Origin of the sequence: Methylobacter sp. (genome assembly GCF_023227905.1) — a bacterium.
GTDB lineage: Bacteria > Pseudomonadota > Gammaproteobacteria > Methylococcales > Methylomonadaceae > Methylobacter_A.
In genome coordinates this window covers 1-14,799 of sequence record NZ_JALOCF010000033.1, presented here as the reverse complement: position 1 = coordinate 14,799, position 14,799 = coordinate 1, and the positions used below count along the sequence as shown (strand labels likewise).

16 protein-coding genes are annotated in these 14,799 nt (G+C 50.4%); 6 read left to right on the top strand and 10 right to left on the bottom strand.

Annotation, left to right across the window (positions count from 1 at the left end):
* Window positions 1-413: 413 nt before the first annotated feature.
* On the top strand, window positions 414-929 hold the full coding sequence (locus M0R47_RS13535; RefSeq protein ID WP_292555730.1) for a GNAT family N-acetyltransferase: 516 nt from the start codon (window positions 414-416) through the stop codon (window positions 927-929).
* A gap of 47 nt (window positions 930-976) precedes the next feature.
* Here the strand turns inward: M0R47_RS13535 and M0R47_RS13530 are convergent, their stop codons facing one another.
* The 7 genes from M0R47_RS13530 to nifB all read right to left on the bottom strand — a co-directional run bounded on the left by M0R47_RS13530 (window position 977) and on the right by nifB (window position 6,026).
* On the bottom strand, window positions 977-1,552 hold the full coding sequence (locus M0R47_RS13530; protein WP_292555728.1) for a nitrogen fixation protein NifQ: 576 nt from the start codon (window positions 1,550-1,552) through the stop codon (window positions 977-979).
* 2 nt (window positions 1,553-1,554) lie between these two features.
* Window positions 1,555-1,905 (bottom strand): 2Fe-2S iron-sulfur cluster binding domain-containing protein, encoded by a 351-nt coding sequence (locus tag M0R47_RS13525; protein ID WP_292555726.1) that lies wholly within the window; start codon window positions 1,903-1,905, stop codon window positions 1,555-1,557.
* A 244-nt stretch (window positions 1,906-2,149) separates the two neighbouring features.
* Window positions 2,150-2,437: a 2Fe-2S iron-sulfur cluster-binding protein gene (locus tag M0R47_RS13520; RefSeq protein ID WP_292555724.1), complete on the bottom strand. Its 288-nt coding sequence runs from the start codon at window positions 2,435-2,437 to the stop codon at window positions 2,150-2,152.
* Window positions 2,438-2,464: 27 nt separating this feature from the next.
* On the bottom strand, window positions 2,465-3,745 hold the full coding sequence (locus tag M0R47_RS13515; RefSeq protein ID WP_292555722.1) for an FprA family A-type flavoprotein: 1,281 nt from the start codon (window positions 3,743-3,745) through the stop codon (window positions 2,465-2,467).
* Window positions 3,738-4,160 (bottom strand): ArsC/Spx/MgsR family protein, encoded by a 423-nt coding sequence (locus M0R47_RS13510; RefSeq protein WP_292555720.1) that lies wholly within the window; start codon window positions 4,158-4,160, stop codon window positions 3,738-3,740. The genes M0R47_RS13515 and M0R47_RS13510 overlap by 8 nt, the downstream gene beginning before the upstream one ends.
* Window positions 4,161-4,175: 15 nt before the next feature.
* Complete coding sequence (locus M0R47_RS13505) at window positions 4,176-4,454, bottom strand: 4Fe-4S dicluster domain-containing protein (protein WP_104424178.1); 279 nt, start codon at window positions 4,452-4,454, stop codon at window positions 4,176-4,178.
* Window positions 4,455-4,535: 81 nt separating this feature from the next.
* Window positions 4,536-6,026, bottom strand: a complete 1,491-nt coding sequence (nifB, locus tag M0R47_RS13500; RefSeq protein ID WP_292555717.1) for a nitrogenase cofactor biosynthesis protein NifB — start codon at window positions 6,024-6,026, stop codon at window positions 4,536-4,538.
* Window positions 6,027-6,329: 303 nt separating this feature from the next.
* On the opposite strand from nifB, the gene M0R47_RS13495 reads away from it, so the two are divergent.
* A complete protein-coding gene (locus tag M0R47_RS13495; RefSeq protein ID WP_292555715.1) occupies window positions 6,330-7,049 on the top strand; it encodes a hypothetical protein in 720 nt (239 codons plus the stop codon).
* Here the strand turns inward: M0R47_RS13495 and M0R47_RS13490 are convergent.
* The 3 genes from M0R47_RS13490 to nifL are packed head-to-tail and all read right to left on the bottom strand — an operon-like array spanning window position 7,034 to window position 10,457.
* Window positions 7,034-7,294, bottom strand: a complete 261-nt coding sequence (locus M0R47_RS13490; RefSeq protein ID WP_292555713.1) for a hypothetical protein — start codon at window positions 7,292-7,294, stop codon at window positions 7,034-7,036. The two genes, M0R47_RS13495 and M0R47_RS13490, sit on opposite strands and share 16 nt — an antisense overlap.
* 11 nt (window positions 7,295-7,305) lie before the next feature.
* Window positions 7,306-8,847, bottom strand: coding sequence for a nif-specific transcriptional activator NifA (gene nifA / locus M0R47_RS13485; RefSeq protein WP_292555711.1), 1,542 nt, complete (start codon window positions 8,845-8,847; stop codon window positions 7,306-7,308).
* The gene (nifL, locus tag M0R47_RS13480; protein WP_292555709.1) at window positions 8,847-10,457 is read right to left on the bottom strand and encodes a nitrogen fixation negative regulator NifL; all 1,611 of its coding nucleotides are present in this window, start codon (window positions 10,455-10,457) and stop codon (window positions 8,847-8,849) included. Before nifL ends, nifA begins: the two co-directional genes overlap by 1 nt.
* Window positions 10,458-10,807: 350 nt before the next feature.
* Here nifL and rsxA point away from each other — a divergent pair, with 350 nt between their 5' ends.
* Genes rsxA through M0R47_RS13460 form a run of 4 tightly spaced genes read left to right on the top strand, consistent with a single transcriptional unit; the run spans window position 10,808 to window position 14,544 of the window.
* Window positions 10,808-11,389, top strand: coding sequence for an electron transport complex subunit RsxA (gene rsxA / locus M0R47_RS13475; protein WP_292555708.1), 582 nt, complete (start codon window positions 10,808-10,810; stop codon window positions 11,387-11,389).
* A 31-nt stretch (window positions 11,390-11,420) separates the two neighbouring features.
* Window positions 11,421-11,993 carry an electron transport complex subunit RsxB gene (rsxB, locus tag M0R47_RS13470; protein ID WP_292555706.1) on the top strand — a complete coding sequence of 191 codons (573 nt, stop codon included), beginning with the start codon at window positions 11,421-11,423 and terminating at the stop codon, window positions 11,991-11,993.
* Window positions 11,987-13,474 (top strand): electron transport complex subunit RsxC, encoded by a 1,488-nt coding sequence (gene rsxC / locus M0R47_RS13465; protein WP_292555705.1) that lies wholly within the window; start codon window positions 11,987-11,989, stop codon window positions 13,472-13,474. The genes rsxB and rsxC overlap by 7 nt, the downstream gene beginning before the upstream one ends.
* Window positions 13,471-14,544: an RnfABCDGE type electron transport complex subunit D gene (locus M0R47_RS13460; RefSeq protein ID WP_292555702.1), complete on the top strand. Its 1,074-nt coding sequence runs from the start codon at window positions 13,471-13,473 to the stop codon at window positions 14,542-14,544. Before rsxC ends, M0R47_RS13460 begins: the two co-directional genes overlap by 4 nt.
* Window positions 14,545-14,799: the final 255 nt, after the last annotated feature.

The following is a 14,799-nucleotide window of genomic DNA, read 5'->3' as shown; positions in this document are numbered from 1 at the left end:
TTTTTCCGTAATGCAGAGACAAATTGGCAACCCGAATCAGAGGTTCAGGATCGCAGCACGGAGGACCAGCCTGCATATAGCCTCACCCGTATGGATGTTATCGATAGGCCCATAAATATGCACCGATAAAGCCCTGCCGGAATCAAAAGCGAGTCCGGCATGCGATCGACATAAGCGCTGGTAAAAACCAGCGCCAGGCTACGCCGCACCAAGCGGCCGAACACGCTGTCATATCGGGTAAACTCATTTGCAAGAAACGACCAGGATAGGTGAGGCAATCCGTGACAGGATGTCAGATAGCAGCGCTTAATAGTGGAAAAATTGGAGGCTTTTTTATATCCCTGAAATTTAGCGCGCAAGGTTTACGCGACTTAGCTTATTCTGGTTCTGAAAAATGCTAAATTAACCTTTAGTTGAATAAATTAATCGACTCCCGGGCTTCTCCTGAGGATTGCCCATCAATAACAATAGGCTCGACAATGCAAATTACTCCTGCAAATGCTTCAGACATCCCGGCGCTTTGTGAATTGCTGGATATTTTGTTTTCTCAGGAAGCGGACTTCAAGCCGGATTACGAAGCGCAAAGTCGTGGCTTAGCCCGCATCATTAGCAGTCCTGAAGTTGGGCTTGTCGTCGTCGCCCGGCAGGATGGCCAGGTTGTGGGTATGGCTAATCTTCTCTACACCGTATCGACTGCGCTCGGGGATCGTGTCGCGCTACTGGAGGATGTGGTGGTTTCCCCCAGCGTTCGCGGGTCTGGCGTGGGCTCCCGGCTCATGGAGCATGCCATTCAATTTGCGCGATTAAACGGATGCAAACGCATTACTGTGCTCACGGATCGCGAGAATGAGTCAGCGCAACGTTTTTATCAGAAGCACGGGTTCGGTTTTTCGGCCATGATGCCTATGCGTCTTTCGCTGAGTGAATAGGCGGCTATGCCTACAAGACTAACGTAAGGCCGATCTGTAAATTAAGGCTATTCCTCAGAGCCATAGCATTTGGGATAATCGATACATACACTGCAAGACGGTGCGCGGCACAGATACAAGCCTTCCGCTTCGCAAAGCTGCTTGTATAGGAACTTTTTCCATTTCATGTCCTTGTCATTTTTTGCCGCTAATTCAGGAAAGTTGTATTGCAGCATGGCGCTCAATTGCGAGCGCGACCAAAGTCCTAAATCCTGCCACAAGTGATCGCTGCCCAGACAACCGGCTACGATAACGCCTATGATCCAGTCCGTTTCGAGAATACCCGGTTTGCTGAATTGTTTTAGCAGATTGACCAGGTCATCTCTTTCCAGCATCCGGTTGAAGTCCAGCTTGTTGCCCGATGCGGCTTGTTCAGGCAGGCGGCAACCTGGGAAAAAATGTTCTTTTAGCGCATTAAATTGCCCGGTCTCCAATCCCAGGCAGTCGGGCAAAACGCCTTGCCCGGCACACCAGCTGGCTAGCATACAGGCCAGCCATTCATGATTGGCTGTGATCATGGATTCTGAGGTTAGCCGGGAATAGATTTGTTCCCGGTTATCCTGGAGTTGGAAAGCGGCAGACATGATTAATATTCGACCAGAATGTCTTCATCCCTGACTATCATCTGGCAAGCCAGGCGCCAGGGCGAGGGCAAATCGTCAACGATCATTTGCTCCATTTCCACTTTGGTGATTTTGCCGCTGGCTTGCAGCACTGATTTCTCTTTTTCAGTTAAAGGGCCGCCCATGCGCTGGTGCTTGTTATCAATGCTGCTGACTTTTACCAGACAGGTTCCGCATTCCCCGTCCTCGCATTCATAATTGATCGGGATTTTGTTTTCCCGCGCCAGTTTCAGCAGCGTCTCCGTGTGGCTGCCTGCTACGGCATAGACGGTTTTGTCCCGGTATTCGGGGTTTGAAAAAGTAACTAAAGCCATAATGTACTCCTGGATAATTGATAAGCAGTTGCCTGATTCCCTGACGGAATACCGGCGGTTATTTTTGCATCTGCGTTCCCACGCAAAAGAAACTGTGAACGTATTAAGCACTCGGAGTACAAACCTAGGCTTGTACTCCTGTACTTCGCTAAAAATCATCACTTAAAAACAAGAAAGATTTTTAAGCCTGTTTTTTACAATACCTTCGCACTCTCAACGGCATGGGAGCGAGAAAGGCACGTTTTTAAACCGGCTTGACCCTAAGGGCTCCGCCCAACACCTGCGCTTGGCAAGCCAGCCGGTTATGTTTGCCGGCCATGTTTTCGCGCAGGACTTTATCTTCGAGCACAGACGGCTCGGTCAGATTGTTCCAGCCTTCCGTTACTTTCATGATGCAGGTGCCGCAATCGCCTTCACGGCAGCCGTATGTAATGCCTGAACCGACCTTTTCGGAAATTTCGATAATCCGCGTACCGGCAGGCGCCGAAACGGTAATATTTATATCTTCAAAGGTAATTGACGCTTTCGCCATTGCTACTCTCCTGGTGTGTTAAAAAATTTAGGCAAGATCGGCCATATCGATCACTTTGGATTGCCTTAAACCCATTAGGTCCTGTGCCATCTCATGCCCGAATTCACGACAGATTTCGATTTCTTCGTCGGTCGGAATTAACTTAATGCGTATGCCCGGAATGGGCACACGCAATTTGAGACCGCGCAAGCGATCTTCAACCATTTTCACGCCTTCCCCGGTCCAGCCGTACGAGCCGAAAACCCCGCCAAGCTTTGATTTGAGATTGATGACCGCCAGCGAGGACAATAAATCCCAAACCGGTTTAACCGCATCGCCGTTGATGGTCGGCGTACCGAACAGGATGCCGTCCGCACTTTCGATTAAATCGACAAAAGGGGCTATTTCGCTGCCTTCCAGGTCGTATAAAGACACGCGCACCTGCTCCACGGCCATTGCGCCTTCATAAATCGCTTCGGCCATGCGCCGGGTGTTGCCGTAGGAACTGATATAAAAGATCAACAGGGTTTTTTCGCCTGAACTGATTTCGCTTTGCAAGGCAGGGCTTGATAATTCACGATAGCGCTGCACATACCGTTGCGGCTGGTCACGCAATAGCGGGCCGTGCGCAGGCAAGATTTTATTCAACGGCAGTGGCTCAAGCAGAACCAGCGCCCGATTTACGTACTCTTTAAACGGCCGCATGATATGGGCGTAGTAATATTCAAACGAAAAGCGAAAATCGCCGACTTCATCGTTAAACAGCCGTGAATCGCAAAAATGGCAGCCAAACACATCGCCTGAAAACAGGGTTTTTTCTTCGATTAAATAAGTGCATTGGGTATCCGGCCAATGCAAATAAGGCGTATGGAAAAACTCCAAAGTGCGGTCGCCGAGGGATACTTTGTCACCGGTAAAGACCGGCGTAAAATCGAACTCATCCTGCTTTAACAGGGCTTTGAGCATGGATTGCGCTTTCTGGGAAATGTACAGCTGGGCTTGCGGCGCGCGACGCATCAGCTCAGGCAATGCGCCGGTATGATCGGGTTCGAGATGGTTCAGGACGATGACTTTAATTTCGTCATAGCGGGCTACCGATTCCAAACGGGCAAAAAAATCATCGGCAAAATTTTCTTTGACGGTATCAACGATCGCAACGCCTTCGCTGCCCCTGACGACATAAGCGTTGTAACTGGTGCCGTTGGCGGTTTTTAAAATAATGTCGAAGGTGCGCAACGAAGGATCGAGCGCGCCTATCCAATGGACGCGTTCGGATAGCGTAACGGCTTGCGCTACGCCATCCAGAGCCAGGACCGGTGGTTTAGTCATGACCGCAGCTTGCAGATGCAGACGAGCGAGGGCAGCTTTCAATATCCTGCTGGGCTTCGGATTCTTTTAAGCCGATCCATGTATCGACCGCCTGTTGATCGAATCCGGCCATTAAGCTGTCGCCGACTTGCATCAAAGGACGGCGAATTAGCAACGGATTATGCAGCATCAGCGCCAACGCTTGTTGTTCTGATAGTTTATCCGGATCGATCTCGCCGTATTTCAGAGGCGGAGCACTGACATTAAACCAATCCCGCACCGCCAACTCGCCAAAAAAAGCACGCAAGCGGTCTTCTTGCCAGGGTTCTGTCAGCAAATTCAGCGCCACGACCTGATGCCCCGCTGCGGCTAATAATTTCTTCTGCCGGGTATTGTTAATACAGCCGGGCTTTTCATAGAAATAGACAGTAGCCATCGGATGCACCGTTAATTAATGGGACTGTAGCTCGGCCATCGCTTCCGCCATTTTTTCAGGAGGAATGCCGGTTAGAGATCCGGGCGGGTTAATCGCCAAGCCTAACGAATCCAGAATCGCGCCCTCAATCGGACAAATACTGGCGCATTGAAAAACCGGGAAATCGCCCTCGCATTCGGTGCATTTTTTACTATCGACTAAAAAATGCGGCTTGGCTTCGTAAATCGCATTGCTTGGACAGACCGGCTCGCAAGCAAAGCAATTGACACAGGATTCAATAATTTTTACTGCCATGACAAACTCCTGGTGTAGGGTACGCATCGCGTACCTTTTGTCGCATTGAAAATAAGGTACGCGGTGCGTACCCTACGACTGTTATGCACTGGCTCTGACCGAATCTTTCGCATCATCCAACTTACCCGCAGCCGCCATCTCCTTGTAAACCGCCATCACCGCGTCTTCGATCGGTTCCATCGCATGTTCACCGTTCGGTTGAATACCGGCCGCTTCCAGCTGCTCCCAAGGCTCATAACCGACTTTCGAGCACAACACCGCTTCACAGCCAGCCAAAGCGCGGATAGTGACTTGCAACGTGCTTTCGCCGTCCCCGCAAGTCGTATCGCCGCCGCAATATTGATCGGCTTTGCGATGACTGATAAAGCGCACGCCCTCCGGTGAAGCTTCATAAATCAGGAATTCTTTGGCATGGCCGAAATGCACGTTAATCACGCCTTGACCGCTGGTGGCTACGGCCATCAATACCGGACGCGTAGTTAGCTTGGGTTCTTGTTTATGCTGCTGCGCTTTTTCGGCTTTTTCCAAACGTTTGCTGTCCATTTCGGCTTGAATCGCTTGATGAATCACCTTGCGTTTTTCCATCGCCGCTTGGTAATCGATTTCCATATCTTCAATCTTATCCAGCGTAAACTCGTCGCCTCTATCCTCGCCGAGCATACCGACCGCGTCGGCGCGGCATTGGCGGCAATGGCGCATCATGTTCATATCGCCGGAACAGCTGTCTTGCAGGTCTTGCAGTTCATCGGGAGTCGGGCCGCGTTGACCCATCACCCCGTAGAAAGTGCCATGCTCGGCTTCGGCAATCAGCGGCATCACGTTATGCAAAAACGCGCCTTTGGACTTAACCACCTTGCTGACTTCGGCCAAATGCTGGTCGTTCACGCCGGGAATCATCACCGAATTGACCTTGACCAAAATGCCTTTGGCGATCAGCATCTCCAGGCCTTTTTGCTGTTGTTCAATCAGGATTTTCGCGGCTTTTACGCCTTTGATGCGTTTGTTTTTCCAGTAAATCCACGGATAGATTTTCGCGCCGATTTCAGGATCAACACAGTTAATGGTGATGGTGACATGATCGATATTGTGCTTGGACAATTCTTCCACCGCGTCGGGCAGCGCCAAGCCGTTGGTCGATACGCACAATTTAATATCCGGCGCTTCTTCGCTTAAACGGCGGAATGTTTCAAAGGTGCGTTCCGGATTAGCTAACGGATCGCCGGGGCCGGCAATGCCCAGCACCGTCATTTGCGGAATATTGGCCGCCACCGCCATGGTCTTTTTAACCGCTTGATCCGGCGTCAGCAGTTCGGAAACCACGCCGGGACGCGATTCATTGGCGCAATCGTATTTACGGTTACAGTAATGGCACTGGATGTTACAAGCCGGAGCAACGGCAACATGCATCCGGGCGAAATAATGATGGGCATCTTCCGAATAGCACGGATGATTCTGTACCTTCTCCCGTATCGAGTCAGGCAATGAATCCATTTGATTATCGGTTGAACCGCAGGAACCGGCAGAGCAGCCGCCTTTTGCCGCTGGGGCATCGTTTAATACTGGTAATTGCATAGCATTGACCTCGTAAGTTGCATTTACTCAAAGCAAATGCACAGGTCATGCCAATGACAGTACTTTATTTTATGTTATTGATTTATAAGTCTATTTTCTTTGGCGGATGAGCGGGATTGTTGCAAAAACAACAGTCATTTTTTCAGGTTTTGTAATTAACAGCACAAAGATTTTGGGGTAACTGTAATCTGATGCTTTTGCATCGATGACATATAATGCAATAGGCTGCAATGGTGCAGTTCAGTGGTACGGATCGCGTGCCTTTATTGTTGATGTTTTTCGGTACGATATTATAAAGTTGATATGAAAACGAAGAAGTGCAGCGAGGAATTCATTTCGTGTTTAGGTTCAAATTATAATCAACCGATTGCCAATCTGGTCGCTGGTCTATTGGCAGTTCCATTACCCGATTTTCCCGATGAACCTCCACGTAATAATGAAGTGGACTATGCGATTAGCTTGGTCGTTCTGTTGGTACTCGATTTTGAGGCATGGATATCTAGGGCGCGCTATCTTTTTAACGAAAGAGTGTTAACAAAAAACGATATGAGTGTTATTAGCTGGTTAAAATCACTAAATCAGCCTAAAATGTTGCCGATTATTGAAAGGTTATCAGAGATATATTTTCTTAGAGATGCGATTGTTCATAACCATATCTGGACTTATAAGCAGATTTGGATTGAAGGTAGAGTTCGCTATTCGGGTTTTAATATAGACTCCAAATGGCAAACAACCGATAACAAGTTTAAAAATATTGTCAACGGAACACTACCTCTCTCATCTTTTCCACGCTCTAAGAAATTAAATCTAATTGTTATACCGAGTTTTGTTGGCCGAAGAGAGGTTGTAGCAGTTTTCAAAACAGTGAAAGATACGCTCAAAATCCTTGAAGAATTAGGCTACATCGAGATAGTTCATGAAATTAGCCATGTTCGTTTTGACGGAAAACTGAGTTTTCCATTTTGGAGATTGATCGGTGTAATTCAAAGGTCTTTCCTCGTAAAACCTCAAGCCACATCGTAATACCAATCCAAAAGCTCTTCTCCGCCCCAGTTCTCTGCATCGGCGGGAATGGTTTCAGCTGTTTTGCATAAGGTCATCTGTCCGGGTTTTGGCGAGCTGACCAATAAGCTTTCCGCATACTCAACTGAACAGCCTTGTTTGCCGGTCTCATCCTTTAACCATTGCGCCGCCATGGCGATGGCGTCTGTCCGGGTTTCACCAAAGCCGAAAACGGCGTAATCGTGTTGCACGTATAAAATAGTCATTTCCGAACCTCTTAAATTTGCTTCATGGTTATATCCAGCGTCAAAATCCGGTAAGCGATTTGCCTCGGCGTCATATTCAACAAGCGGGCGGCTTTGGCTTGCACCCAGCCGCTTTGCTCCAACGCGGCGATGACCCGTTCCCGGTCGTCCATGTTTTCATCGTTAAAATCAATCGCGGGCGCTTTTTGCGGTTTAAGGCTGATCGCTGTGCCGATTTCGTCTTCCAGGCCGGTGCTGACCATGACGTCGCGGTCGATGATGCCGTTTTGACTCATGATGGCGGCGCGTTCCAGGCGGTTGGCCAGTTCGCGGACGTTGCCGGGCCAGTTGTGTTTCATCAATATGCGTATCGCGCTTTCCTTGATTTCCAAGGGCCGGCCGCCTTGCTGCTCTGATATCCTGCCGAGCAGGAATTCGGATAGCTGCGGGATGTCCTCAATCCTGTCGCGCAATGCAGGCATCTGGATAGGCATGACATTAAGGCGGTAATACAAATCTTCCCTGAACTTGCCTTCGGTGACTTCTTCTTCAAGATTACGGTTGGTTGCTGCGATGATGCGGACATTGACTTTGATGGTTTGTGTGCCGCCGACCCGCTCGAATTCGCCTTCCTGCAATACGCGCAGCAGTTTGGCCTGGAACGATGCGGATATTTCGCCGATTTCGTCGAGAAACAGGGTACCGTTGTCGGCCAGTTCAAAACGGCCTTTGCGCTGGCTGACGGCGCCGCTGAACGCGCCTTTTTCGTGGCCGAATAGTTCAGACTCCAGCAAGGTATCGGGCAGGGCGGCGCAATTGAGTTTTAAAAAAGGCCCGCTCGCACAGCCCGAGTTAAAGTGGATCGCATTGGCGACGACTTCCTTGCCGGTACCCGATTCGCCCCGGATCAATACCGTGGTATTCCATTTCGCAACCTGGCGGATCACGTCGAACACCTTTAACATCGGCGGCGAATGGCCGATGATGTTTTCAAAGCTGTAGTTCTTGATCAATGCCTGTTTGAGCTGATCCCGTTCGCTGAGCAGGTGGCGCTGTTTGCGCTCGATGCCCCGCAGCATTTTGACGCTTTGCGCGATCAGGTTGGCAATCATCTCCATAAATCGGGCGCGCTCGCCCAGAAACAGGCTGTTATCCGGCTGGGCGGCCAGCACGCCGATGGTGTCGCCTTCTTCTATATAAATGGGTGAGCCGATAAAAGGCAGTTCGGGATCATATAAACCCAAGCGGCCTAAAAAACGCGGCTCTTCAGATACTTTTTCAATGACGATGGTGCTGCCCTCGTCAAGGATGGCCCCCATCAAGCCTTCGCCGGGGTTATATCGTACCGGCTCGGTGAATTTACTTGCGTCGTCGGTGTGGACAACGCTCAGAAGCATGCTGTTATTTTCAATTTCCCGTAGCGTGATCATCCCGGAACGCATGCCCGACCGTTTGTGCAGTATCTCCAAAACCGCCTGCAATTTTGCGTGCAAATCGTGGGAGCTGTTCAATACCTGGCTGATGATATACAAGGTATCCAGTTCGGCTTCGATCAGTTGGATGCGCTCTGCCATTACTCTACCCCCTTAAATGCCTGCTTATGTAGGGGAAAGCTGATTTTGAACCGGCAGCCCTGGTCGCAATCGGGATCGATTTCAATAAACCCGTGATGCTGGTTTACGATTTCCTTAGCCATGACCAGTCCCATACCGGCCTGGTTGCTGCCCATGGGCCGCGTGGTATAAAAGGGTTCGAATACTTTGGCGCGTTTTTCGACCGGAATGCCGGCGCCGCTGTCTTCAATACAGACATAAATCAAGTCGGCATCGGTATCGGTGGTGATCTTAAGCCGCTGTTCCGGCCCATCCGATTCGCAGACGGCGTCAATTGCATTGTCGATCAGTTGCTTGAACAAGATACGCAGGCGGTTTTCAGAACCCAATATGGTCGGCAATTTTGACAATGGCTGCCAATGCACTTCTATATCGTTACTGCAGATCCGTTGGTTGTTCAGCAACAGCACTTCATGCAGAATCTGGTTCAGGTTGATCGGGATAACGGCGGTTTGCAGAATCTCGGGAATGCATTTTTGCATGGTCGCAACCGCTTCTTCGCCGGATTTCTGGATCTGCTGCAATATCTGCAACAGGCCGGCGTGCTGATCATCCCGCTTGTGTCGTAAGATTTGCTCGGCCGCCCTAATTTGGTTCATCGGCATTTGAATTTGGTGCATCGCGCCCAGCAATGTCTCCCGAATACCGCGCACCCGTTCATCCTCCGCCATAATGGTTTTTAAGGTCTGAATATGCAGCTCTTCCATCTGCCTGCGTTGCCGGGTGATGTCTGTTATGGTCAGGATCAGGTACTGTTTGGAGGTCTGCTCAAAAAAGGCGTCGGCATTGACTTCATTTTCGATAAACCAGTTGCCGGCACAGGAGAACCAGCGGATCTTCTGGCTTCCCTTGCTTTCTATTCTAAATTCGCGGTTGTTAAAGCCTTGCTCTTTGCTTTGCAACTGCGACCATAAATCGCCCATCTCATCCCGCAGCAATTTTAGAAAATACGTTGCGGGCTCGGCCCTATCAAGATCGCTGACCAGCGCTTTATAGTTATGATTATCCAGGATAACCCTGTCCTGGTCATCGAGTACCACCATTGCGATAGGCGATGAGTTAATGACCGATTCGATCAATAATTTTTGGTTGATGACCTTTTTTTCCGATTCGTAAGGCTGGGTAATATCCCGGTGCATGCCGATGTAGTGAGTGATTGCCCCGGATTCATTCAACATGGGGGCAATAGTCAAATCGGATAGATAACGCTCCCCGGATTTATGCCGGTTACATAAAGTTCCGCGCCATATTTTCTTGGCGCTGATGGTGCGCCATAAATCGCGATATACCTCCTTGGGGGTGCGCTTGTCCGATAACAGCGATTCGTTTTCACCCAGGATATCTTCAGGCCGGTAACCCGTGACTCTGGAAAATTCTTTATTGACGTAAAGAATTTTGGCTTTCTTATCGGTAATGGAAATGGCTATCGGCACCTGTTCAACTGTCTCGATAAACAGGCTGTAAAGCATTTTGTCACCATAGCCTTCACCCAATAGGTCAGGTGCGAGTTCGCCGATGACTTTCGCCATGTTGGTATGTGCCTGCAAAAATTGCAATGAAGTTTTTTTCATAAATTATGCCGGGTGAGGAAGAGCGCTAATAATTGCTAAGCAAATATAAAGCCAACATAAATGCTAAGGTCTTTTATAGGACTCGCCACTGATGTTGCTGCCCTTATTTTTAAAGCAAAACCTTGAAGCAGGCGGGTTCATGGGTAACAAGATTTTGTAGTGTTTGCGACACGCGTATTTTGATCGCTGTCGATATGTATGACTTGCAACAGTTTTCATGCACCAGTTTGGCGTGTTTTTGCAAGATACTAGACCGGCAAACCCGTTGCGGCTGCACATTGGCCGACTTGGCATAATTGATGCTGGGGTCTTGTCAACAGAACAACCCTGAAAATAGTCCGGGAAAAACAGTGAGCGAATATCTTCTACTTTTATTAGGCACGGCTCTGGTCAACAACGTGGTTCTGGTTAAATTTCTCGGGCTATGTCCATTTATGGGCGTCTCGAAAAAACTGGATTCGGCATTGAGCATGGGTCTGGCAACGACCTTTGTATTGACCCTGGCTGCAATGACCAGCTGGATGCTGGAACACTTTATTCTGGCGCCTTTCAATATTCAGTTTTTGCGCATCCTCGCTTTTATCCTGGTGATTGCCGCCGTGGTGCAGTTCACCGAAATGGTCGTGCATAAAACCAGCCCGGTGTTGTATCAGATATTGGGTATTTTCCTGCCGCTGATCACCACTAATTGCGCGGTATTGGGCGTCGCGCTACTCAATGTGCAAGAGCAGTACGGCTTTATGCAAAGCTTGATTTTCGGTTTCGGTTCCGCGCTCGGCTTCACGCTGGTGATGGTGCTGTTTGCAGGCTTGCGGGAGCGGCTGGCGTTAATGGCGGTTCCGACATTATTTGCCGGTACGCCGATTGCGTTTATTACCGCCGGGATTTTATCGCTGGCGTTTATGGGTTTTGCAGGGCTTTACAGCAAATGATTTACAGCAAATGATTTACAGGAAATAAACTATGTATGTTTTATCCGCCATTGTAAGTTTAACCTTGTTAGGGCTGTTTCTAGGCTTGCTGCTGGGTATTGCCGGTAAGTATTTAAAAGTCGAGAGCAGCCCGATTGTCGATGAACTGGAAGCCTTGCTGCCCGGTTCGCAATGCGGCCAATGCGGTTTTCCGGGTTGCAGGCCGGCCGCCGAAGCCTTGTCCGAAGGTAACGCGCCGGCCACGATGTGTCCTCCGGGCGGCAGCGCATTGGCTGAACAAATCGCCGCTTTATTGGGCCTGGACCTGGATTTAAGCGACGTAAAAGAACCCGAGTTGCTGGTCGCGAGAGTCAGCGAAGATACCTGCACCGGTTGCACCCGCTGTTTTAAAGTCTGCCCAACCGACGCCATTGTCGGTGCGCCCAAGCAAATTCACGCGGTCGTTGCCGATGCCTGCATAGCCTGCAAAAAATGCGTCGATGTATGCCCGACCGAATGCCTGCAAATGCATCCTGTCGAGGTGACCTTGCGTAACTGGCGCTGGGCCAAGCCGCATCATGTTCCCGCGCAATCTTTGGGAACAGGGAGTAATGCCGTATGTTAAGTTTTTTCAAAACACCGCGTATTCGCGGCGGCGTCCATGCCAAAGAGCATAAAACCGCAACCGCCGCACTGCCTATAGCAACTAACTTTCCGTTGCCGAAAAAACTGTATATTCCGCTGCAACAACACGTCGGCAAACCCGCAGAGCCGCTGATTATGGTCGGCGACAAAGTGCTGAAAGGGCAGTTGTTAGCCTACAGTCAGGGCCTGATTTCCGCGCCGGTGCATGCGCCAAGTTCGGGCATAATCGTTGATGTTAACGATTATCCTGCACCGCATCCGTCCGCGTTGCCTATTCGCATGATCGTGCTGGAAACCGACGGCAAGGACGAATGGATCAAAACACAGCTTGTCGATGACCCGTTCCAGCTAAATCCTGAAGAGATCAGTCTGTGCGTCGGTGCGGCGGGTATTGTCGGTTTGGGCGGCGCGACTTTCCCGACTGCGGTCAAGCTGAATATGGGCCGTGAAAACCATGTCGATACCTTGATTATCAACGGCTCCGAATGCGAGCCTTATTTATGCTGCGATGACAGGCTGATGCAGGAGCGCGCCGAGCAGATTATCGACGGCGTGCGCTTGATGCTGCACGGCATGGAGAGCGAACATGCAGTGGTGGCGATTGAAGACAACAAGCCGCAAGCCTTTCTTGCGATGCGAGCCGCAGCGGATCCTTATGCGTCAGTTAACGTCATACAAATCCCAACCCGCTACCCGATGGGCTGGGATCGGCAGTTGATCCGCTATGTTACCGGCAAGGAAGTCCCGGTCGGTTGTCGTTCGTCGGAAATCGGCGTAACCATTCATAATGTCGGTACCGCTTATGCCGTCCATAAAGCGATTCGCTACGGACAACCCTTGCTTAACCGGGTGGTTACCGTAGCGGGCGGCGCAGTCAAACGTCCTATGAATGTCGAGGTTCCTTTCGGCACGTTAATCTCCGAACTGTTCGAGTTTTGCGAGGTGAATCAGCAAGAGACCGCGCGTATCATTATGGGCGGGCCGATGATGGGCGATTCGTTACCGCATGGGGCTTTGCCTACGGTCAAGGCCACCAGCGGCATTCTGGCATTAACCCAAAGCGAACTGAAAAACACCGACGAGCAACCCTGTATCCGTTGCGCCAGTTGCGTCAGCGTTTGCCCGGCGGGACTTCGGCCTTTGGACATGGCGAACAACATCCGCATTAACCAATTGGATGCAGCGGTGGATTTGGGCTTGAAAGACTGTATCAGTTGCGGCTGCTGTTCTTATATCTGCCCGTCGAATATTCCATTGGTGCAGTTTTTTAAATATGCATCCGGCGAAGTCGTAGCAAGGCAACAAGCACAACATAAGTCAGAGCAAACCAAGCGCCTGATGGATGCGCGTAATGCCCGCATGGAACGCATCGCCCAGCAACAACGCGAAGAAGAGTTGGCCCGGATAGCGGCCAAGGCAGAGCGGGAACGGTTGAAAGCCGAGCAGGAGGCATTGGTATGATTCCACATATGAAACCGAGCAGCGGCGCGCATGTCGGTGCTAACAACAGTGTCAGCCATATCATGGGGCAAGTCATGCTGGCGCTATCTCCGGCCACAGCGTTCGGGCTGTTGTGTTTCGGTTGGCCCGCGTTCAACCTGTTTATTATTACCGTGTTGTCGGCGGTGGCTTTCGAAGCTTTCTGTGTGCGCTTGAAGGGCAGGGCGGCTAAACCCGTCATTATGGACGGCTCCGCCGTGCTGACCGGCTGGCTTCTGGCGATCACGCTGCCGCCTTGGGCGCCGTGGTGGATCGGCGTGGTCGGTTCCGGGCTGGCGATTGTTTTAGGCAAGCAAGTGTACGGCGGTTTGGGGCAAAACCTGTTCAATCCGGCCATGTTGGCCAGGGTCGCGTTGCTGATTTCCTTTCCTATCGAAATGACCACTTGGGCCAATGTGTCGCCGTTGTTTTTCTCGCATTCGCCGGGTTTGATTGGAAGTTGGCACATTACTTTTTCCGGATTGGACAATATCGACGCCAGCACCGGCGCGACTACGCTGGGTTTTATCAAAACCGAGTTTTCCCAGAACCGTTTATTGACCGACATTTTGAAGGACACTTCCGGTTTTTTGAATTTTATCGGCTGGTCGCGCGGCAGTTTGGGTGAAACCTCGACACTGTTGCTGGGCTTGGGCGGCGTGTGGTTAATCCGGCAGAACATCATTCAATGGCAGATTCCGGTGTCCTTATTGCTGACGGTTACGCTGTTAGCCGGATTTTTTCATGCAGTGGACAGTGAGCATTATGTCAGCCCACTGCTGCATTTGAATTCAGGCGCGTTAATGTGCGTGGCGTTCTTTATAGCGACCGACTATGTCACTTCGCCGAATACACCTACAGGACAGCTGGTGTTCGGTGCGGGTTGCGGGTTGCTGATTTTCGTTATCCGAACTTGGGGCGCGTATCCCGAGGGCGCGGGTTTTGCGGTGTTGTTGATGAACTCGGCGACGCCGTTGATCGATTATTACATTCGCCCTCGGATATACGGACGTGATCGTAAAGGCAAGCCGCTTGAAATACCGAAACCGTAGAAAAATTCACCACGAAGAACACGAAGGATGTAGGCCGGAATAAGACCGCCCGGCGTCAGCAAGGGCGGATGTTTCCGGAAATCGGAACGCCGGAAACGCCTATCCTGCGCTTAACGCGCGGACAGGCTTATTCCGGCCTTGTATATTAAATACATCTCTAAAACACAGGATTATGTGACACAAAAAAGTTTATAGTGGTAAGTGATTTTCTGGGGAAGCCGATCCGGCCTTAAGCTATGAGCTTGTTTGTAGATA